Annotated in this window: 19 protein-coding genes; 4 read left to right on the top strand and 15 right to left on the bottom strand. The window is 37.0% G+C overall.

Translation table 11 applies throughout. The features are described 5' to 3' along the window. Positions 1–210 precede the first annotated feature (210 nt). From MKZ14_RS20615 to putP, 8 genes are all read right to left on the bottom strand, one after another. On the bottom strand, positions 211–1,263 hold the full coding sequence (locus MKZ14_RS20615; protein ID WP_258860746.1) for a hypothetical protein: 1,053 nt from the start codon (positions 1,261–1,263) through the stop codon (positions 211–213). A 51-nt stretch (positions 1,264–1,314) separates the two neighbouring features. Then, positions 1,315–2,421 carry an o-succinylbenzoate synthase gene (menC, locus tag MKZ14_RS20620; protein ID WP_312123948.1) on the bottom strand — a complete coding sequence of 369 codons (1,107 nt, stop codon included), beginning with the start codon at positions 2,419–2,421 and terminating at the stop codon, positions 1,315–1,317. Positions 2,422–2,442: 21 nt separating this feature from the next. Next, positions 2,443–3,267, bottom strand: a complete 825-nt coding sequence (locus MKZ14_RS20625) for a GNAT family N-acetyltransferase (RefSeq protein ID WP_036079445.1) — start codon at positions 3,265–3,267, stop codon at positions 2,443–2,445. Then, the gene (locus MKZ14_RS20630) at positions 3,267–4,412 is read right to left on the bottom strand and encodes a M20 peptidase aminoacylase family protein (RefSeq protein ID WP_016995394.1); all 1,146 of its coding nucleotides are present in this window, start codon (positions 4,410–4,412) and stop codon (positions 3,267–3,269) included. The genes MKZ14_RS20625 and MKZ14_RS20630 overlap by 1 nt, the downstream gene beginning before the upstream one ends. A 137-nt stretch (positions 4,413–4,549) precedes the next feature. Continuing rightward, positions 4,550–5,764, bottom strand: coding sequence for an ISL3 family transposase (locus MKZ14_RS20635; RefSeq protein ID WP_333007013.1), 1,215 nt, complete (start codon positions 5,762–5,764; stop codon positions 4,550–4,552). Between the two features lie 230 nt (positions 5,765–5,994). Continuing rightward, on the bottom strand, positions 5,995–7,482 hold the full coding sequence (locus tag MKZ14_RS20640; RefSeq protein WP_036079448.1) for a peptide MFS transporter: 1,488 nt from the start codon (positions 7,480–7,482) through the stop codon (positions 5,995–5,997). A gap of 412 nt (positions 7,483–7,894) precedes the next feature. Beyond that, positions 7,895–9,181 carry a GTPase HflX gene (gene hflX / locus MKZ14_RS20645; protein WP_016995391.1) on the bottom strand — a complete coding sequence of 429 codons (1,287 nt, stop codon included), beginning with the start codon at positions 9,179–9,181 and terminating at the stop codon, positions 7,895–7,897. Between the two features lie 133 nt (positions 9,182–9,314). Next, a complete protein-coding gene (gene putP / locus MKZ14_RS20650; protein WP_016995390.1) occupies positions 9,315–10,802 on the bottom strand; it encodes a sodium/proline symporter PutP in 1,488 nt (495 codons plus the stop codon). Between the two features lie 198 nt (positions 10,803–11,000). On the opposite strand from putP, the gene MKZ14_RS20655 reads away from it, so the two are divergent. Then, positions 11,001–12,161: an SAM-dependent methyltransferase gene (locus MKZ14_RS20655; protein WP_312123947.1), complete on the top strand. Its 1,161-nt coding sequence runs from the start codon at positions 11,001–11,003 to the stop codon at positions 12,159–12,161. A 62-nt stretch (positions 12,162–12,223) separates the two neighbouring features. On the opposite strand, the gene MKZ14_RS20660 is transcribed toward MKZ14_RS20655, so the two are convergent. Both MKZ14_RS20660 and MKZ14_RS20665 read right to left on the bottom strand, forming a co-directional pair. After that, positions 12,224–13,543, bottom strand: coding sequence for an FtsX-like permease family protein (locus MKZ14_RS20660; protein WP_036079452.1), 1,320 nt, complete (start codon positions 13,541–13,543; stop codon positions 12,224–12,226). A 1-nt stretch (position 13,544) separates the two neighbouring features. Continuing rightward, positions 13,545–14,231, bottom strand: a complete 687-nt coding sequence (locus MKZ14_RS20665; RefSeq protein WP_004231931.1) for an ABC transporter ATP-binding protein — start codon at positions 14,229–14,231, stop codon at positions 13,545–13,547. Positions 14,232–14,656: 425 nt separating this feature from the next. Here MKZ14_RS20665 and MKZ14_RS20670 point away from each other — a divergent pair, with 425 nt between their 5' ends. From MKZ14_RS20670 to MKZ14_RS20680, 3 genes are all read left to right on the top strand, one after another. Beyond that, positions 14,657–15,277: a DUF47 domain-containing protein gene (locus MKZ14_RS20670; protein ID WP_004231927.1), complete on the top strand. Its 621-nt coding sequence runs from the start codon at positions 14,657–14,659 to the stop codon at positions 15,275–15,277. Between the two features lie 21 nt (positions 15,278–15,298). Next, complete coding sequence (locus MKZ14_RS20675; RefSeq protein ID WP_036079454.1) at positions 15,299–16,315, top strand: inorganic phosphate transporter; 1,017 nt, start codon at positions 15,299–15,301, stop codon at positions 16,313–16,315. A gap of 105 nt (positions 16,316–16,420) precedes the next feature. Beyond that, on the top strand, positions 16,421–18,532 hold the full coding sequence (locus tag MKZ14_RS20680) for an MMPL family transporter (RefSeq protein ID WP_312123946.1): 2,112 nt from the start codon (positions 16,421–16,423) through the stop codon (positions 18,530–18,532). 46 nt (positions 18,533–18,578) lie between these two features. On the opposite strand, the gene MKZ14_RS20685 is transcribed toward MKZ14_RS20680, so the two are convergent. The 5 genes from MKZ14_RS20685 to MKZ14_RS20705 form a co-directional block, all read right to left on the bottom strand. Further along, the gene (locus MKZ14_RS20685) at positions 18,579–19,187 is read right to left on the bottom strand and encodes an alpha/beta hydrolase (protein ID WP_312123945.1); all 609 of its coding nucleotides are present in this window, start codon (positions 19,185–19,187) and stop codon (positions 18,579–18,581) included. 17 nt (positions 19,188–19,204) lie between these two features. Beyond that, a complete protein-coding gene (locus tag MKZ14_RS20690; RefSeq protein WP_004231917.1) occupies positions 19,205–19,396 on the bottom strand; it encodes a hypothetical protein in 192 nt (63 codons plus the stop codon). Positions 19,397–19,418: 22 nt separating this feature from the next. Further along, entirely contained in the window at positions 19,419–19,883 is a 465-nt protein-coding gene (locus MKZ14_RS20695; RefSeq protein ID WP_036079460.1) for a hypothetical protein, read from the bottom strand. Positions 19,884–20,016: 133 nt separating this feature from the next. Next, positions 20,017–20,640, bottom strand: a complete 624-nt coding sequence (locus tag MKZ14_RS20700) for an NUDIX domain-containing protein (RefSeq protein WP_036079462.1) — start codon at positions 20,638–20,640, stop codon at positions 20,017–20,019. 11 nt (positions 20,641–20,651) lie between these two features. Then, the gene (locus MKZ14_RS20705; RefSeq protein WP_312123943.1) at positions 20,652–21,800 is read right to left on the bottom strand and encodes an AI-2E family transporter; all 1,149 of its coding nucleotides are present in this window, start codon (positions 21,798–21,800) and stop codon (positions 20,652–20,654) included. Between the last annotated feature and the right edge of the window lie 40 nt (positions 21,801–21,840).

The raw sequence follows: 21,840 nt of genomic DNA on the forward strand, positions 1-21,840 counted from the left end.
CATTATAAGCATGATTTTATTCTCAGTCAACCAACAAATGAGAATTATTCTCGTTTTATTTATGATTAACTAAAAAATATGCCAAATTAACGAAATATCAGCATTATCGCAAATCAATTGAACCGAAATAATTCACTATTTCTACAATGTTTTTATCCAAATAAAAAGGTAATTGAGAATAAAGTCTATCGCTCAATTACCATTTTTATATTAAATAATTTTCTTAGTGCCTCTTAACCATGCAGAAATAATGAATATGATTAATACTAGCCCTACATAGCCCATCACTGCATATAGTTTAGCTACTAGCGTTGTAAATCCTACAAGGCTTGCTAAAAAACCGAGACCACCTATAAATATGACTGCAACCCTAAAGCTTGCTCTACTAGGCTCAAAAAATCTTACCATAAAGGAATATAGCATCCCTACTGCCGTATTATAAATCATTCCCAAAAGAGAAATAGTCATTAATACTCCAACAATCGGATGAATTTCATTAGCTAACGCTAGCATCGGAATGTCTAGTCCAACAATGATATTCATCTTTGCTAAAAGGGAGAAATTCACAAGTAAAATTAAAGCACCTAACAAAATCCCACCAATTATACCACCCATGCCAGCTACCTTATGATTGCGTATAGAACCACACATAACAGTCAATAAAGAGAAGCTAACCCCTACATTGAACGACATGTATAATAAAGCCGTTACCCACCAACTTTTCTCACTTATTTGAGCCTGTTGAGCAATAACAGCTTGCTCTGCAAAGGTAAAATCCATCGTTGCAATAGCATAGATAGCGATGATGGACACAACGGTTAGTAGATACGGTGTAGCAAGTGCAATGATATTAATGATGCTTTTCACATCCATCATGACTGTGGCTACTGTAAGCAAGATCATACAAATACTCCCTAGCCAGATAGGCAGTCCAAACATTTGCTGGAATGTTGCACCAGCCCCAGCAAACATGATGACAGCTACACCAAATAAAAAGAGTGATAAAACTAAATCCAATATAAAGCCCATAGCATTCCCTGAAATTTGATAAATCAAATCCTTATGGGATGCTGTGCGAAGCCTAGAGCTCACTTGAGCAACACACATTCCAACAATTGAGAAACCAACCATAGCTAACAATGCTCCATATATGCCTTTAAAGCCATAGCTTGTAAAATAAAGGACAATCTCCTGCCCTGATGCAAATCCTGCTCCAACGATAATCCCCACATAGGCACCACCGATTTGCAAGCTTTTTTTCAATCAGTTCTCTCCTCATTTTCCTATATACTAAATGATTGACTACGTACTGCCTTATTGATAGATTTCTTTGCTAATCGTTAATTTATCAATAACAGCCATATTAGGCCTAAAACCAATACCTACCGACTGGGGTACCTCAATATAGCCATCTTTGACGTTTACTTCTGGATCAATGATATCCTCATACCAATAATGACTAGAGCCTGCTGTATCGCCAGGTAATAAAAAATGACTAAGAGATGTTAAGGCAATATTATGTGCTCGTCCAATCCCTGCCTCTAACATTCCTCCACACCAAACTGGAATATGGTTCGCTTTACACAGATCATGAACTCGTTTCGCTTCCGTTAAACCACCTACTCGTCCAATCTTGATATTTATAACACCACAGCTTCCAAGTTCTATTGCTCGTCTGGCATCCTCATATGATGTGATGCTTTCATCTAAGCAAATAGGCGTTTTTAACTTTTTCTGCAATGTTGCATGATCGACAATATCATCAGTAGCTAATGGTTGTTCAATCATTAATAAATTAAAGTCATCAAGCTGCTGTAGTATTTCTATATCATCTAACGTATAAGCAGAGTTTGCATCTACCATCAAGGGTAAATTTGGCAGTTCCGCACGAATTGCCCGTACTACCTCGACATCCTCTCCAGGCTTTATCTTAATCTTCACTCTTTTGTAGCCTTTTTCAATATGATCTTTTATTAATGCTATCAACTGCGCGATAGATGGTTGAATACCCACGCTGACTCCCACTTCAATACGTTTTTTTTGACCACCTAACGCCTGTGCAAGTGATTGCTTTGTTTGCTGAGCATAGATATCCCATACAGCACCCTCAATTGAAGCTTTCGCCATGCAGTTTCGACGAATAGGTGCAAATAATGAGGTCACCTCATCTGGATGCCCGATCTCTTTATGTAACAAGATGGGTATCAAAAAATCTTGTAGCATGTGCCAAGTTGTTTTTAATGTCTCTTCTGTATACCATGGTGCTACAAAGGCAACCGTTTCTCCCCATCCTGTGATCCCTGATTTATCTTTTGCCTCAATTAATAGCAGTTCCTTTTCATCAACAGTGCCAAAACTCGTTGTAAATGGTGCTTTCATAGGCATTTTTAAATGCCTTAATGTAATCTTTTCTAATCTCACAATGTTCACTCCCTATCATGATTATAAAGCTAATAAGGAGCGTCTGACTAACAGATAGCTATGAACATATTCTGGATGTTTCTTCATGCGTACAATGGCATAATCTTGGTTAAATAAGGTTGTTAGGATTGTGCGAACTTTATAACGCCAGTCCTCTGCAAGTTTTGGACTTTCCACTTTCATTTTCTGTAGTGATTGAGGGATTGGTAAGAGATAGGCGTCCTTATAAAAGGATTGTTCCAACTGAAATGTATTTTCTACATCTAGAACCGGTAATCCGTCGACTGTTAATGTCCAAGGTACAATTTCCTGCGCTACTTCTTCTAATTCATCAAGGCTATCTGCCATTTGATCGTGCTCAATCCACCATTCAACGACTAATCTATCTGAAGGTAGTCCTTCATTAAAGTCATCTCGAAGCGGACCATAATAATCATTTTCATATTGATAACTAGTGGCGTTCAATTTTAGAAATGCTAGATTCGCCAAACGTGCTTCTAACGGTTCAATTAACCAGCGGACAAGTTGAAAACCATGCTCTTTGGCATATTCTTGTTGGGCATGCTTCAATAATTCACCCACACCTTGTTCACGATATGCTTTTTCTACACCAATCATGTGCGAATGTAAGTACATTTCTCTATTCTGATAGCCAACGAAGCAATAGTTAAAGCCAATTAGCTTTTCATCTAAATACGCTCCTAATACGATTCCCCCATTTTGTACAGCAGCTAGTAATTGATGGGAGGGAATTGCTTGGCTGCCCCATATTTCAGCATTTAATTTTTGGATCTCTGCAATTTCTTTCGGTGTCATTACTTTGTGAATACGTACTTGCTCTAACATTATGCTGACGCCTCCTTTTTATGCCCTGTCTCCAAAGCTAATAAAACTGCTCTTGTAAGTATCTCCACTCCTGTGACAAGTCTTGCTTGTTTAAATTTCATTTTCGGATGATGCAACCCTGGTGTTAATCCACAACCCAAGCCTAGCATGGTTGTTTTTAAATGTGGCCGTTGTACAGCATAATGGTGAAAATCCTCTCCACCAGGTGTATGAACGGGCTTTCTTAAATTTGATAATCCAGCAGCCTGTATAATTGCCTGCTCCATCAAATATTGAGCACTTGTATCAACTTCAGCAGCTACGATATTGGCAACTGTACGTAATTCAATTTGTACCTTATGCAATAATTTAGAAGAATCTATCACACGCTTTACACCTTGTGCTAAATCGTCCATCACTTTGTTTTGTTGTGCACGAATATCAATCGTAAATGAGGCATTACCTGGAATAATATTGCCCGAATCTCCCCCTGCATGGAATTTCGTCATCTTTACAGATACAGGAACCATAGGATCTGTATGAATGGTTCGCAAATCTTCGATAATTGTTGCACCTACTTCAATTGCATTAATACCAAGGTGTGGCCTTGCAGCATGGGCATCCTCTCCGATAATCTCGCCTTCAAGTAAACGAGAGGCACCATGATATAAGGCCGCACAATAAGTGCCGTCCTCTAGCTCATGAACAGGTCTTACATGGACACCAAATAAATAATCTAAGTCATCAATAACGCCTTCTTCTATTACGGATAATGCTCCAGTCCCTTTTTCTTCAGCAGGTTGGAAAATAACACGAATTGTACCATTAATAGATAGCTGTAGTTCTTTTAAAAGTAATAGTGTACCAATGGCCATCGTCATATGCCCATCATGTCCACATGAATGATTCGCACGGAAATGGCCATCTACTTCTTGCCATAAAGCATCTATATCTGTTCTTAATCCTACTTTGGGGTCACCGTTGCCTACATCAACATATAATCCTGTGGAATTTTTAAATCGTCTAGGAGAAAAACCTTCTTGCGTTAATAGCTCCACTATATAATTGGTGGTTTCTACCTCATGCCAGCTGATTTCTGGATTCGCATGTAAATACGTAAAAATCTCCATTAATCTTGGCCTCAAATAATCTAACTCTTCCTTCATGGATTCCAACCCCTTAAATTTTCATATTATTAAAATTATTATAACGAAAATGTTAATTTTCTACATAGAAACTTTACCCACATTCAATAAAATAAGGTTCTAAGTCAAATGTTGGGGTGGTGTAATCTTTTAACACATTAACCCAGATGAACTCCGATTTCTTTATACTTTAAATTTAATAAGATTTTTGCTCGAAAGTGATCGAAACGCTGAAAGCCATATGCATTCCGTTTCATCACTTTTGTTTTATTATTAATGCCTTCCAAGAAGCCATTGGAATAACCAAAACTAAAGCTATTTAAGATTTCTACTTGCCAGTTCTTCAATGTTTGAATGGCTTTTAAGAAAGCTGGTAATTTTGTCTCTTCTACCTTACGGTAAAAAGCTAGTAATCGCTTCTTCACTTCTACAACATCATTTTTTGTCTTTGCCCAATCAAACCATTCACAATAGGCTTCCTTTAATTCATGAGCTACTTTTAATGTTTCAGACATTTCTGTATAACGCTGTAAGTACCACTGTTGTTTCGGTGATAATTTAGATGCACGTTTATACAATACATGACGCATACGTTTACACTTTGTACGATTGTATTTGTCCCATTCTTTTTGTACTTGTCGGCGCACTTCATCCATTGCCCAATAGATATAACGGCTAAAATGAAACCGGTCTGCCACAATAACAGGTCGACCTAGCGCTTGACGAACAGCTGCTTTAAAACTTGGATTCATATCCATGACCACTATCTCAACATCTGCTCCATACTGACTTAGGTAATTTTTTATGGTTTCTTTTTTACGATTCGGTAAAATATCAATCGGTTCGCGCGTCTCCGCATTCGCAATGATTAACTGATACGTACCTGCATCTGTATCGCCTTTATACTCATCAATCGCAATTGCTTTTGGTAAACGTACACCCTCTACTAATTGTTTTTTCGCTACCTTTTTAAAACGGCGAATAACCGTCGTGGTTGATGTACCTAGCACTTCTGCAGCTTCTTTAAATGTTTTAGCTTTAATAGCACGTATACTCACTACTTGATTCCATTCCTTTGAGTAACGTTGATATTTATCTACGAAGGGGGATTTTTCAGAGAAACGCTTTCCACAATCACAAACATAACGACGACGTTTATAGAAAAGAATAGTTAAACGTTCAAACCATTTTAAATGATTGATCTTTTGTATACGGTAATCGTGAACCTTCGATGTTTTTTTTTCACAAACTGGACATGGATGCGTGCACTTAGGCAATTGCACATACAATGCGATTCGATCGCCTACTTCTTCTACTTTCGTAATCTCTACATCTTTTAATCCTGGGATATTCATGTTAAAATTCATTTGCACAGTTCACCTTTCTATTACTTGTTTCTCGACAATTCAAGTATATATAAATCAGTGAATCTGTGCTTTTTTTATGCGTGTAATTGTGTAAATACCCCAAAAAATATTATAGAACCTAAAATAACTACTTACGATAATATATTTCGCTCTCAGTTTCTTAGGTAGACTTTTATTTAGATAGCAAAAAAAGATGCAAGTACAGCTATTAAGAAAACTGTACTTGCATCTTTCATTTAATTAATACCCTTCATCGCTTTTGAAATAATCGGTGAAAGAATTAATATAATAATTCCGACTACAATAGATAAGGTACCTAAGAAACCAAAGTATGTGAATTCGCTTACAACTTCATAGACCTTAACTAATTGTGCATTAATTGCTTGTGCTGCTGCACTTGTTAAAAACCATAAAGACATCGTTTGTGCTGCGAAGGCCTGTGGTGCCAATTTCGTTGTAGCAGATAGACCAACTGGTGATAATAATAACTCACCAACAACTACTAAGAAGAATGACAATACTAACCATAAAGGACTCACTAATGTATTTCCACCAGATAGGTGTGCTGGAATCATCATCACTAAAAATGAGAGACCTGCAAAGAACAATGCATATGAGAACTTACGTGGTGTTGTTGGCTGCTTGTCTCCCCATTTAAGCCATAGCATCGCAAATAATGGTGCCATTGTAATAACAAATAATGGGTTTAACGACTGGAACCAAGAAGATTGAAGCTGAATACCACCAATACTTAGCTGTGTACGCTCATCTGCATAAGTCGCTAAAATTGTTGCGCCCTGTTCTTGAATAGCCCAGAACATTACCGCTGATAAAAATAAAGGAATATAAGCAAGTAAACGAGACTTTTCATCTTTTGTTGTTTTTTTACTGCGATACATATAAATAAAGAATGCAGTTGGAATTAATACACCAAGAGCTGTGATGATAAAACTAAATACATTCATTGTTAATGTACCAGTTTTAATACCAATAGCACCTAAGATGATAATCAGTAAAGCTGCAACTCCGAATTGTGTAAAGACTTTTTTACGTTCTTCAGGCTTTAGTGGGTTATTTACTTGTAAGCCCGCTAAGCCTAAATATTTTTTCTCTGTTAATTTATAAACAATTAAACCAATAAACATACCCAGACCAGCTAAACCAAAGCCAAGGTGGAAGCTATATTTTTGTCCAATTGTTCCGACAATAAATGGTGCAATGAATGCTCCCATATTAATACCCATATAGAAAATAGAAAAACCTGCATCACGGCGGCTATCTGTTTCAGCATAAATGTCCCCAACAATACTTGAAACGTTTGGCTTTAATAAACCAGTACCCATAACGATAAATGCCATCGAAGCAAATAACATGCTCACACCACCAGGCAATGCTAGCAGTAAGTGACCAATCATTATTAACACGCCACCATAAAAAATGGTTTTTCGTGTTCCTAAAACTCGGTCGGCAATCCATCCACCTATAATACCAGACATATAAACAAGTGAGCCGTAGATGGCCATAATAGAGTTCGCAGTTCCGCGGTCTAGACCTAAGCCACCCTCATGTAATTCGTAATACATAAAGAAGATGAGAATTGCTCGCATACCATAGTACGAGAAACGTTCCCAAAATTCTGTGAAAAACAAAGTAAAGAGCCCTTTAGGGTGTCCAACAAAGCCATTTTGAGGGACAGATTTTACAACTTCATCTTTACTAGACATACAATACCCTCTCCCAATATAAAATTATTCTCCAAAAACATCATTACCCTAAAATAAGGATAAAAAAACTTTGTTTCATCATACTAAAGCGTTTTATAAACTTTATCAAGAGTTTTAAAAAATGTTGAAAATTTGTCATTTTTCTATAAATTCCGATTGATTACTATCTAAATTATTAAATCCTTTGATATATCTAAGTTTTCTCACACTTTATATCCAAAAAATTATTACACATACAATGAATTATTCTAAAATATATAAAATTCAGATTTATTACTTTACTTACAAATTTATACTCTTTTTCTATAACCTTTTAGATACACCCTTCACATTGCTCTAGATTCTACTATTCCCTCTAATGACAAAAAGCATGCCAAAAATCTTTTGGCATGCTTTGGGAAGTCCTTAATTTTTAATTAACAACATAGTGCTGATACTTTGCGTAATCTGCTGCTTTTACTTCAAGAGACAATAATGTCCCACCCTCTTCATAGGATGTATTAAAAACAGAGGCATTTTCATTTAAATAAGAGACAACGTTCCCTTGATCATAAGGTATTAACATGTCAACCGTTACATAATGCGAGAAGATGTGTTGACGAATTAATTGTATTAATTCTTCTAAACCAATCCCCTGCTTTGCTGAAATCCAAATATTATCTCCACTCACTACAGGGTATGGAACAGTTGCTATATCTGCTTTATTGTATACATAGATTGTGGGAATGTCCTCAACACCAACTGCTTTTAGTGTTTCGTTCGTCACATCCATCATAAATCCATGCTCAGCGTTTGAAACATCTACCACATGGAGTAAAAGGTCCGCATCTCGCGCCTCTTCCAAAGTGGAGCGAAATGCCTTCACTAAATGGTGAGGTAATTTACTCACAAAGCCTACAGTGTCTGTCAGTAAAAATGTCTTTTTATCAGGTAGTTCAATCTGACGTACAGAAGTTTCAAGAGTTGCAAAAAGCATATCCTTCTCAAAGACTTGTTTATGCTCTTCTTGTCCTATTTGTGTAAGCAGTTGATTCATAATCGTTGATTTTCCAGCATTTGTATAGCCAACAATCGATACAACTGGAAGAGCGTTTTTACGACGCTGTTTACGCTGCGTTTCTCGCTGCTCCTTCACGTGCTCAAGATCCTTTTTAATTTTAGCAATTTGATCTTCAATTTTTCGTCGATCCAGTTCCAGCTTTGTTTCACCAGCACCACGGTTTTTAAAGCCTCCCCCAGTACCTCCACCCTGACGGCTTAAAGAGGCATGCAAACCCACTAAGCGAGGTAGCATATATTGAAGCTGTGCTAACTCCACCTGCATTTGGGCTTCACGTGTTTTTGCACGTCTTCCAAAAATATCTAAAATCAGCATTGTTCGATCAATGACCTTCGTTGCTAAATCACGCTCTAAATTACGGATTTGCGAAGGAGACAGTTCATCGTTAAATATAACAAGGTTTGCTTGTGCTTCTTCATAAAAATTTTTGATTTCTTCTATTTTACCTGTACCCACATAATGGGAAGGTGTTACACGTTCCAAATTTTGCGTGACCGTCCCAACCACTTCTACCCGCAAAGCCTCAGCTAAATTTTGTAACTCTTCCATAGAATAGTCAAAATGCTCGTCATTTCGTAAATTCACGCCAACTAGGATGGCCTTTTCAATTAATACATCAACTTCCTTAATTCTATCCATTAGAAACCTCCCACCAAAGCCCGGTATCGCTACGATAAATTTTCTTCATCTTACCATAAAATACTCTTTTTCGTATTTGAAGATCATTGTTAACCTTTCTAAAAAATGCGCCTCACAGAAAGGCGCATCTCAACTATTTTCTTTCTTCTTTTAGCAATGCTTCTGAGCGTGTGAACTCTTCTTCAATTTCTTTATTAGGTCTATATGTCAGCATACTGACAACAACCGCAACAATTAAACAAACAAGGAAGCCCGGAACAATTTCGTACAACGCACTTGATAAAGCATCTACTTTACCCCAAATAAACGCAGTTACAGCTCCTGTTACCATCCCACTAAGTGCTCCATAGTTCGTTAACTTTCTCCAATATAAAGAAAGTAAAATAACAGGTCCGAATGCGGCACCGAAACCTGCCCAAGCAAAACCAACTAAGCTTAAGATGGAACTGTCTGGATTCCATGCTAGGATTGCTGCAATAATCGCAACAACTAATACAGCCATACGTCCCACAAAAACATAATGCTTATCGTCTGCTGTTTTATTAAATAATGCTTTATAAATATCTTCTACAAGTGCTGAAGAAGTTACGATTAATTGGGATGAAATTGTACTCATAACAGCTGCTAAAATAGCCGCCAGCATAATCCCTGCTATAAATGGATGGAATAAAATCTGTCCAAGTACAATAAATACTGTTTCAGCGTCTTTTAGCTCTCCAGCATTTTGCTGATAATAAGCTACACCCACCAAGGCAGTTCCAATAGCTCCAAATAAGCTTAACATCATCCAGCCAATACCTATGCGTCGTGCTTGCTTCGTTTCTTTAACGGAACTAATCGCCATAAAGCGGACAATAATATGAGGCTGTCCAAAATAGCCTAATCCCCAAGCAACCGACGAAATGATCCCTGCTGCTGTCGCAGTGGCCGGTAATAAATTTAGAAGATCTGGATCAACAGATTTAATAGATGAAATGGTTTCACCTATACCACCTGTTACAAATAAACCAAATAGCGGTACAGTAATAAGTGCTAAAAACATGATAAGTCCCTGTAAAAAGTCTGTATAACTTACAGCTAAAAATCCACCAAATAATGTATAGGCAACTGTTACACCTGAAACGATTAATAGCCCTGTGTGATAATCATAGCCAAATGAGCTCTCAAAAAACTTGCCCCCTGCTACCATCCCTGACGATACATAAAATGTAAAGAATATGAGGATGATGATACCTGAAGCAATCCTAATAAGCTTTGTATGATCACGTAATCGATTATCCAAATAACTTGGAATAGTAATGGAATCATTTGTAACCTGTGTATATACCCGTAAACGCGGTGCCACAAGTAGCCAGTTTAGGTAAGCTCCTATTGTTAATCCAATTGCAATCCAAGCTTCCACAAGACCTGATAAAAATATCGCACCTGGTAAGCCCATTAGGAGCCAGCCAGACATATCCGCAGCACCCGCACTTAGCGCAGTAACCGCTGGACCTAAGGAACGACCGCCAAGCATATAATCTGTTAAATTCGAGGTTTTAACAAATGCATACCAGCCAATCGCTAGCATGGCGACCATATAAATAACAATCGCTAATAATTGATACATGTTATCCGACATATTTTCTCCTCCTTATTAATCCTTAGTATCACTAATTCAAAAAGAATTACTATATTTAAGATACCATGAATATACAATTCTACCTATAAATACTCGGAATTTTTATTAAATTAATTCCGAATACCAAAGTATCCATTGTCTATTATAAAATGTGTTAAACTAGTGCCATCTATTACACAATAAAGTAGGCGAAAATGTATGACATTTGAAGAAATGAAAGCTCTGCTCACTGAGCAAATATTGCAACAACAGCTTGTGACAGCTACAATCAGTCAACCACGTATGAAATCAAACGAAATAAAACGAATAAAATTAAAACCATTAATGTTAAAGAATCAGTACCATATACAAATTGAATACCAATATGAACGGATTTTAAAACATGAAAATATTCTATTGGCTCATTTTCCTTCCAAGCTCGACGCGTTTTTTGAAGAGTATCGTCAAGCCCATATTGATTTCGTAGATGAGACGGTACAAGTGCAATTGTCAAAAAAGAACAAAGTCCTTTGGAAATCAGATAAAACGGCTTCACCTAAACAAGTCCATTTAAGCCATAATCGTAAAAAAAATTATTTACTATCTGATGATCAACCCTATCCATTTTTAATAAGACTGGGGGTACAAACAGAAGAAGGAAAGGTTAAAAAACAAAAGTATGATAAATTTAAACAGATTAACCGCTTTATTGAGTTTATTGATGATGCCTTAACATACTTACCTCAGGATCGACAGGTACGGATATTAGATTTTGGCTCAGGTAAATCCTACTTAACCTTTGCTTTGTATCATTATTTAAAAATTGAAAAAGGCTTAGACATTCGTGTTACAGGTTTAGATTTAAAAAAAGAGGTTATTGAAGAATGCTCAAGAATAGCACAGGATCTAGGCTATGATCAGCTAGAATTTCTTGTAGGAGATATCAATGATTATAATGATGAAAGTGCTGTAGACATGGTAGTGACACTCCATGCATGCGATGTAGCAACAGATATGGCCTTGGCTCGTGCTGTGAAATGGGGAGCAAGTGTCATTCTAAGTGTGCCTTGCTGTCAGCATGAGTTAAATCGTCAATTAAATACACCTGCTCTCGATATTATGTTGCAACATGGACTTGTTCGAGAGCGATTTGCGGCACTTGCTACAGATGCTATTCGAGCTGAAATTTTATCGCTTGTTGGCTATGAAGCACAGCTTTTAGAGTTTATCGATATGGAGAATACACCTAAAAACATATTAATTCGAGCATATCAAACAGGTAAAAAACCAACTAAAGAACAACGTACCAGCTATGAAGCCTTCTTAAATTTATTGAATGCAACGCCATTTTTAGCGAATGAGTTAAAAGAGTATTTATAACATACAGATGTACTTCTTTCCAAATAAAAGGCGATCCAATGTTGATTGGATCGCCTTTTTCATTATAACTCTTGTCGTAAAGCTTGAATAACATCGATTTTAGTTGCTTTGCGTGCTGGGCGATAACCTGAAATCATCGCTACACCAACACTAATGGCCGCTGCAATAATGACTAGTTGCCATGGAATAAGAGAAAATGTTATATCATTTGTTGCAAACGCTTCCTCCCCTGTTGCCGCCTTAAGAATTAATGGTAATGCTGCATTAGCCGCAAAGCTAATAGCATACGAGATGACAACAGCAATTAGCGTACCAAAAATACCGATAAATGTGCTTTCCATTAAAAATAACCGTTGAATAAGCTTTGGACTTGCCCCAATCGCCTTTAACACACCAATTTCGCGTGTCCGCTCTGTGACAGCCATTGTCATTGTATTAAAAATACCGATAGAAGCAATCAACACAGCAATTGTGCCTACAAAGATTAAGCCAATTTTTAATACAAGGAAAAATACATTCATTTGTTCTAATTGCTCCGTTACTGAAAATACACTATAGCCCTTATCTTTTAACTTCTCTAAAATCGGCTTAACGTTTTCTAAAGTATCCGCATAAATATTAAATTCGGAGTAAAACAGCTCATCCTCTGCCATGTTACTATCTGTAGATAAATTTTCAGCTAATACTGCCTTTTGCTCTTTATCCATATGAATAGCGTTATCAACCATCCAATCATAAGAAGGTTTCTCCATTACGCCAACAATTGTATAACTCATTTTTTGCGTTTCATCATTTGTACCCGTGTGGGGAACTAAGGACAGGTCTATGTTTTTTCCAAGCAAAGACTCTTTATAGCCCTCTTCACTGCCATCATAATACGTGCCCTCAGCTTCAGCCTTTTTACTTTTTTCCGCAATGACGTCACGTTCTGTATCATTCAATAATGTTTGAGCAAAATGATAGCCTACAACAATTTCATTAGATTTTGTTGGATAGCGGCCTTTTGCAAGCTTTCCATTTACCTGTTCAAAGTCCTGCATATCTGACAATATTAAATTAGAAGTTGTATCACGATCCTCAAAAAATGATTGCGCGGAGGCATTGACACTAATTGTTTCAAGCACTGTTTCTACATGTTCCATTTTTTTAATTTCTTGTACTTGTTCTTCAGTTAATTGCTTATCACCATATACTTGAATTTTTGTAACTGTTTCGTTTGAAAGAATTTCATTGCGTAAAGATTCCTGTAATCCAAAACCAACAGATGCTAGCACGATTAGAAAGGCACAGCCCATCGTTGCAGCCAGTATCGTCATAAACACACGCAGCTTATTTTTCTTGATATGTTGTGTTACAAAATCTAATTGATCCTTAAATAACATGTTAAGCTTCCTCCTTTACCAGTTCTCCATCGTACATGCGGAAGCGTCTATGTGCGATAGTAGCCACTTCTTCATCGTGTGTGATAATAACAAAAGTAAGCCCTAATTCACGATTTAAACTTTGAATAAGCAATAAGATATCCTGCTCGGTTTCTGAATCGAGACTCCCTGTCGGCTCATCTGCAAGTAATATGGGAGGATTCGTAATAAGGGCTCGTGCAATGCTGACACGCTGTTGCTGTCCACCTGACAATTCATTGGGATAATGGTCTGCTACTTCTGTCAAACCAACCTTATCCATTAATTTCTTTACTTTTTCTTTGCGCATAGCCTTACGCAAACCCTGTAGCTTTAAAGGTAATTCAATATTTTCGAAAGCCGTTAAACCAGGCATCAATTGAAAGTTTTGAAAAATAAAACCGAATTGACGTAAACGAAAGGCAGCACTTTCTGTTTCAGTTAGATGGGCTGTTTCCTTTCCATTTACTTTAATAGAGCCCTGTTCAGCCTTCATAAAACCAGCTAGAACTTGTAATAAGGTCGATTTTCCTGAGCCACTTTTGCCTACAATAGCAACAATTTCCCCTTTATTGACCTCGAAGTTCACGCCTTTCAATACAGGCACTTGCTTTTCCTTCCCTCGTTTTCCAATTAAAAATGTATGTTGTAAGTTTTCAACTTGAATCATTAGTTAATAAACGCTCCTTTCTTCTTCATTTTCCATTGTAGAAAACAATTCTTAATAAAGAGGGAGGATAAAAATGAAGATATTCTTAAGAATAAGAAGGTACTCTTCTGGTTATCAAACGAATTTACAATACCTTTACAATTCGGATGCGCTATTCATATTATCTTCTATTATTTTTCGTGTCTTAATCTGTACTAATAAGTCATCACGATAGAAGAATTTCCCGTTATCACAAGGTTTTATCTGTACTCATAAAAATAAATACAGCAGGATCATCTCACATTTTGTGAACGAATTGTATATTACAGCAATGTAAATTTTCGTGTCGAATAGTAAATTTTTATGTAGATAAATTAAAGATTTTGTTATGATAGTAAAGTTTAGAGGTCGATTAATTTATTTATATCCAGGAGGATTCGATTCACATGCTTAACTCAAAAAAACAAGACCCTTTCTTTATTGCATTGCATAAAATTGCTGAAAATATGAGAGAGGCTGTACATTACGCAAATGATTTTCGTATTAACAGTGTGGCTGACCTAAAAGAGATTAGCATTACAATGAAAAATTACGAAACTGCTGGTGATAAGCTTATTCATGAACTGATTGTCATGTTAAATAAATCATTCATGACACCAATTGAACGTGAGGATATTTTAGAGCTTGCCATTCGTATGGATGATGTTTTAGATGGAACAGAACACTGTATTGCACACTTTGAAATGTTTTCGCTCACTGAGATTGATGAATCTATGCGCATTTTCTTAGGGTTTATTTCGAAAAGTGCTGATGAAATAGTCAAAGCGACAGAAGAGTTAAAGAAAAAGAATCTAATTGGCATGCGTCCACACGCAATTCTTATTAAAGACTATGAACGTGAATGTGATGAGGTACAACGTACTTCTATTAAGAAGTTATTTTTAAATGAAAAGGATCCAATCCGCCTCATTAAATTTAAGGATATTTATGAACAACTTGAAGATATCGCTGATCATTGTCAAAACGTAGCAAATACTATGGAAACAATTATCATGCGTAACGCATAATTAGGAGATGGGCACTTTACAATGAACACAATCATTATATTAACCGTACTGGTCGTCATCTTTGCCCTAACATTTGACTTTATCAATGGCTTCCATGATACAGCAAATGCTATTGCAACTTCGGTTTCTACTAGAGCATTGCCGCCACGCACGGCAATCATTATGGCCGCAACGATGAACTTTATCGGTGCTATCACCTTTGTAGGAGTGGCAAAAGCTCTAACAAAAGATATTGTAGATCCTTTTGCTTTAAATGCTTTTGAAGGAGACACAACAGGCTCAGTCGTTATTTTAGCAGCATTAATTTCAGCTATAATTTGGAATTTGTTGACATGGTATTTCGGTATTCCCTCAAGCTCTTCACACACATTGATTGGGTCTATCGCTGGTGCTGCTATCGCATCCGCTGGTTTCAATGTGTTAAACTATAGCGGCTTTACTAAAATCATCATGGCGTTAGTGCTTTCACCATTACTTGCTATTTGTGCAGGCTTTATCATGATGACACTTTTTAAATTATGGTTTAAAAATTTAAATTTATATCGAACGAATAAAGGTTTCCGTACAATGCAAATTTTTACTGCTGCCATCCAATCATTCACCCATGGTACAAATGATGCCCAAAAAGCAATGGGGATTATGACAATGGCGTTAATCGCTGGTGGCTTGCATACTGGAGATGAAATTCCTTTCTGGGTACGTGCTGCTGCAGCTACAGCAATGGGGCTAGGTACCTCAATTGGTGGTTATAAAATCATTAAAACGGTTGGCGGTAAGATCATGAAAATCCGCCCTGTGAATGGTGTTGCTGCAGATTTAGCTTCTGCTACTGTTATTTTTGGTGCTACGCTAATCCACTTACCGGTATCAACAACACATGTCATTTCTTCATCCATTATGGGTGTTGGTTCAGCACAGCGTGTACGTGGGGTGAACTGGGGCATGGCTCGAAAGATTGTTACTACTTGGGTGATTACGATGCCAATTTCAGCTGTTATGGCATCTGTTATATATTTTGTATTATCATTATTCTTTTAATAATAAGACTCCTGTCCAAAAAGTGGATGGGAGTCTTTACTTTGTCACACGACAAAATGTGACACATCCTTTACACTAATTGAAAAGGGGGATGTATAAACAACTATGAAAACTTTTTCAGCTTATATTACAGCACATGCGAAAGCAATCGTAGTCATATGGCTAATTATTTTTCTAGCAATGGCGTACTTTGCTTTACAGCTTCCAGGTAAACTTCAAGGTGATGGTTTTTTTGTCGAAGCAGATCATACCTATGTTACCAACGAGCTAGCAGAAAAATTTGATTTACCATCTAATACGATATTGGTTGTCTTTGATCCAGCTGATGATCAGAAAATTGAAGACACTTTAAAAAAATTAGATAGCAAAAAAGAGATTCATTCTATTCAATCACCTTTAGAAGACTCCTCTTTACGGAAAGATGGTATTGCCTATGCTATGGTTCACATAAAGAACGATGTAGAAAACCTTCCGGACATTGTTGAGGAATTCCGCTCATTAATTGAAAAAGACGGTGTTAGTATTACTGGAGGTCCTGTTATTTCTGCTGACATAAATACTGCTAGTCAAAAGGATTTAGCATCAGCTGAAGCCATTGGATTGCCAATTGCCATCGTGGTTCTCTTATTAGCGTTCGGTACAGTTGTTGCCTCTATTCTACCAATCATCATTGGTGTTGTGACAGTGGTTACGGCCTTTGGTATGATGACGTTACTTAGTGCTAATGTAAATCTATCTATTTTCGTCTTAAATATTGTCCCGATGCTTGGGCTGGCTTTAAGTATTGATTTTGCGTTGCTGTTTATTAATCGTTACCGAGAAGAACGCGCACATACTTCTATTGCACAAGCTATTCAAACTGCTATTCAGACAGCAGGCCGTTCTATCATTTTCTCCGCAGTCTGTGTCATGATTGGCTTAGGTGCGATGATTGTCATTGATGTAGAAATTTTTCACAATATTGCGCTAGGAGGCACTATAGTCGTCCTGTTAGCCGTTCTTTCTGGCTTAACATTCCTTCCTGCCACCATGATGCTATTAGGAGATAAACTTAATAAATGGCGCTTAATACGCGTTAAACCAGGTGGAGCAAATCGTTGGCGCGGCTTTGCAGGTTTTGTCATGAAGCATCCAGTAGCTATAGTGATTTCAGCATTATTGTTACTAGGCATTGGCATGATCCCTTTAAAGGATATCCGATTAACCATACCACAGGTGGACTCCCTACCAACAAAATATGATGCACGTGTAGCATACGATAAATTAGATGAAACGTTTGGACTAGGTGAATCCTCTACATTATATTTGTTAGCTGAACGAAAAAATGGCTGGGAGGACACTGAGGGTAGAGAGCTAATTTATACGATTCAAGAAAAGCTATTACAGGACCCATTAGTGACTAATGTTTCAACTATATATACAGCTGCTAACATTCAAACACCAGAGGAGCTCTCTGCTTCTTTAGCTATTCCACAGGTTGCAGAACAATTAAAGCCTGTTATAAGTACTTTTTCAAAGGATACACAGCTATTTGTCCCAATCACAATTGATGCAGCGGGTTCTTCCTCTACAGCTCAAAAATTTGCCCGAACATGGATGGACAAAGACTTAGGCGTAGATTTTAGACTTGGAGGACCAGCTAAATTCAACCAAGAAATTTTTGATGAAATTGCTAATAAAATTGTTTTGGCTATAGCGATTATTATCGTTTCCACATTCTTTATTTTAATGTTGGCGTTCCGTTCTATCTTAATTCCGTTAAAGGCAATAATCATGAACATTATTGGGCTTTCATCCGCATTCGGTATACTCGTTTATATTTTCCAATATGGACATTTTGGTATTGAAGCAGGCTCCATTGTACTGATCATTCCAGTTATTGTTTTTTGTCTTGTATTTGGCTTAAGTATGGATTACGAAGTCTTTTTAATTTCTCGTATCCAAGAGGAATATTTAAAGGGCTCCGACAATACGCGTGCAACAATTGATGGCTTAACCTCTACTAGCCGAATAATTACATCGGCAGCGCTTATTATGATTGTTATTACAGGTGCGTTTGCTTTTACTGATGTGATGCCTGTGAAGCAAATTGGCGTTGGTATCGCCATTGCTGTTGCAATTGATGCAACGATTATTCGTCTTATGCTTGTGCCTAGTCTCATGAAGCTATTTGGCGACTGGAACTGGTGGCTTCCTTTCTCAAAGAAAAGTAAATAACATAATGAAAATCCACCTCCTTTTATAAGTGAGGTGGATTTTTCAATTAAGCATAGATGCTGTTATACCATTCTTTTGCTGCTTGAACTTCAGGCATTGTTAGTTGATGACCAAAATTAAACCATTTCGTCGTTACCGTTGCACCTGCAGTACTTAAAAGGGTTTCTAAATCCTCAGATTCCTGTGCTGTACACATTGGATCATTCGTACCCGCACCGATAAACACAGGTGTTGGAGAGAGCTGCGTTAATTCAATACCACGTCTTGGTACCATTGGATGATGTAAAATAGCTCCTGCTAACGCATCATCGTAGTGGAATAATAAGCTTGCTGCAATATTAGCACCATTCGAATACCCTATTGCTACAATTCGTTGGCGATCAAAGCCATATTGCTGTGCTGACGTCTGTAAAAATTCATAAAGTTCCTTTGTACGAAAGATTAAATCTTCCATATCAAAGACACCCTCCGCTAATCGGCGGAAAAATCGTGGCATTCCATGCTCAAGTACATTCCCACGAACACTTAAAATATTAGCTGTTTCATCTATTTCTTTTGCCAGCCCAATAAGACTTTCCTCATTACCACCTGTACCATGTAGTAATAATAATGTCGGCTTCGTTTCGTCTGTACCTTTATAATAAATATGTTGCACTGACAGTCACCTCTCAATTATCTTGAATTCGAGATAATTGTAGCCTGTGGCAAAATTAAATTCAAGCTCTTTGACTTATTAATTTCACGATTTTCACGATTTGGCTGTTCTTCGTGATTTTTATAAAAATTAGTAATGGTATAAACTGAAAATAAACATGCCGCAATCACAACAACAATAACAATTCCCACTAATTTCTTTCCGTTCATCTATCATGATCCCCCGTATTTCTTATTTCTTTGTACGAAAGCCTTCTTCTAGTAAATATTCCTTTGCTGCCTCATACGTACCAAATGCCTCTTCAAGATTGTCTCCATGATACACGTTCCAAGAACGCTGCTCAAAAGCTAGCTGCAACTGACTACCATCTCGGCTATTCCAAATCTCTACAATTGGCTCCTGCTCTTCTACTTCTTCAGATAAATATTGGATAGCGTCTTCAATAATTTCACGAAGCTGTAGTTCATCATAATCGCGGATATTAACTAATCCTTTATCGTTAGCCTCATTCTCATAGCGCAATAAATCTCCCACAAAGACAAAGCCATTGCCATTTGGATGTAATTTCTCCACTACAATCGTCTTTTCGTAAAGACTGTCCATGTAATGATAATTTAGGCGCTTTAAAGAAATTTCTTTTTTTGTTAGCTCAGAAAACGATTCAATAATCGCTTGTTTTTGTTCAAATGTTAGCATATAAAAAATGCTCCTTTTCTTTACAATCTATCTAACAGTATAACTCATTTTTTCCTATTATATCGTGTTGTTTCTAAATCATTTTGCACAAGAAAATAGGACAAGCTAATTTTATAGCTTATCCTATTTAAACTTATGAGGTTTGATTAAATATTTTTTCACGTGTGAATTTTATCACCTGTGCAACATACAATTCCCGATAAGGAACAAATTGTGCAGTACCAACTGGTCTGACAATTCTCACACGTTGACCATCTGGGAAATATTCATATCCTTCAATATTAAGCGTCGTCGTTTCCCCCAAGAAGAAAGCCTCCGCCTCATTTAGCCTCGCTCTTACTACACCTGATACTTCCTCATACTGCAAAGCAAAGGAATCCCAATCATGCTTGAAAGGATATATGTAGACATGGCAAAATTCATTGTCGATCATATTTTCAGAAACGATACTACAAGAGGTCATGCCCATTTTGACTACCTCATGGACATCAATATTGAGTCCCAATTCTTCTTTTACTTCTCGAATACCTGACTCTACAGTCTCAATCGCTAAAAGATGCCCTGCTGCTGTAATATCAAGCAACCCTGGATAATCCTTTTTCTGTGAACTACGTACTTGAAAATAAATATAGTCTTCATTGACAAGCCAGCAATGAAAAGTCTCATGCCAAAGCCCTTTTTCATGTACTTCCGCTCTCGTAGCTGTCCCAATTTGCTCATGCTGTTCATTAAATACCTTTACAATTTCTTGTTCCATTGTTTCGACTCCTATACTGACTTCGTCGCTTTTTTCTTAATCGCATTACGTTGATCATAAATATTGGATACGATAACCTTTAAGACTGCATAAAATGGTACAGCGATAATAATGCCAATAAAACCTGCTATATTACCTGCCGCTAAAATAATTGTAATAACGGTAAGGGGATGGATATCAAGTGATTTCCCCATGACATTCGGTGTAATAAAGTTGCTGTCTATTTGCTGAGCGACCAGCGTCACAACCGAAACCCACACCACTAAAATTGGATCTTGAATAACTGCCACAATCAGGGCTGGCGCAAAGGCAATCCAAGGCCCAATAAATGGAATCATATTCATAAAGAATGCAAAAATCACTAGTAATAGCGAATAGTCTAATCCGATAATTAAATAGCCTACATACATTATTAGTGCTAATAAAAAGCTAATTTGCAGTTGGCCCTGAATGTAGGTACGTAATACATCATCAATTTCACTTAACGTTTTCTTTACCCATTGCTGACGTTCACCACTGAAGTATTTATAGATGGATGGAGCAAACTTCTCATGATCCTTCAGCATAAAAATAAAGAAGAATGGAATTAAGATGGCTAATAACGACACAGATACAATGGATTGTAAAAAGGACACAAAACCTCTACTCGCCACTACTGCAATATCTTGTACTGAATTCGCCATTTTTTCGATAACATCATTTAATTGCTGAGGGAAGTTATCCTTATTTTGCGTTACATAGTCTGTTAGTTGCTGAATGCTCGTACTAATACTCGTACTAATCATAGGCGCATTCTTCACTAATTTATTGACCTGCTCGGCAATTGGGTTACCAATTATCCAGCCAAAAATACCTACCATTGCTATTAGTCCGAACACAATCGTCAATATACTTCCCCATCGAGGAAATCCACGTTTTTCTAAAAACCTCTGAATTGGCTCAGTTACATAATAGAGAACACCACCAAGTAGTAAAGGCACAAAAATGGCTTTTAAGATGATGACAAGTGGTGAAAAAATCCAATGAATTTCTATAAAATATTTAATGATTAGTAGTGTAAGTAGTACCCCTACTCCTACTTGAAACCAAACTTTCCTCGTCACTTTAAATTCACTTCCTTTAAATGCAGTTACTGAAAATACTACTGATATATTAACCATTTCGCAAGTATCCTAGTATTTTTTTACAGAACCCCTCTGA

Origin of the sequence: Lysinibacillus sp. FSL P2-0066, assembly GCF_037969495.1 — a bacterium.
Lineage (GTDB): Bacteria > Bacillota > Bacilli > Bacillales_A > Planococcaceae > Lysinibacillus > Lysinibacillus boronitolerans.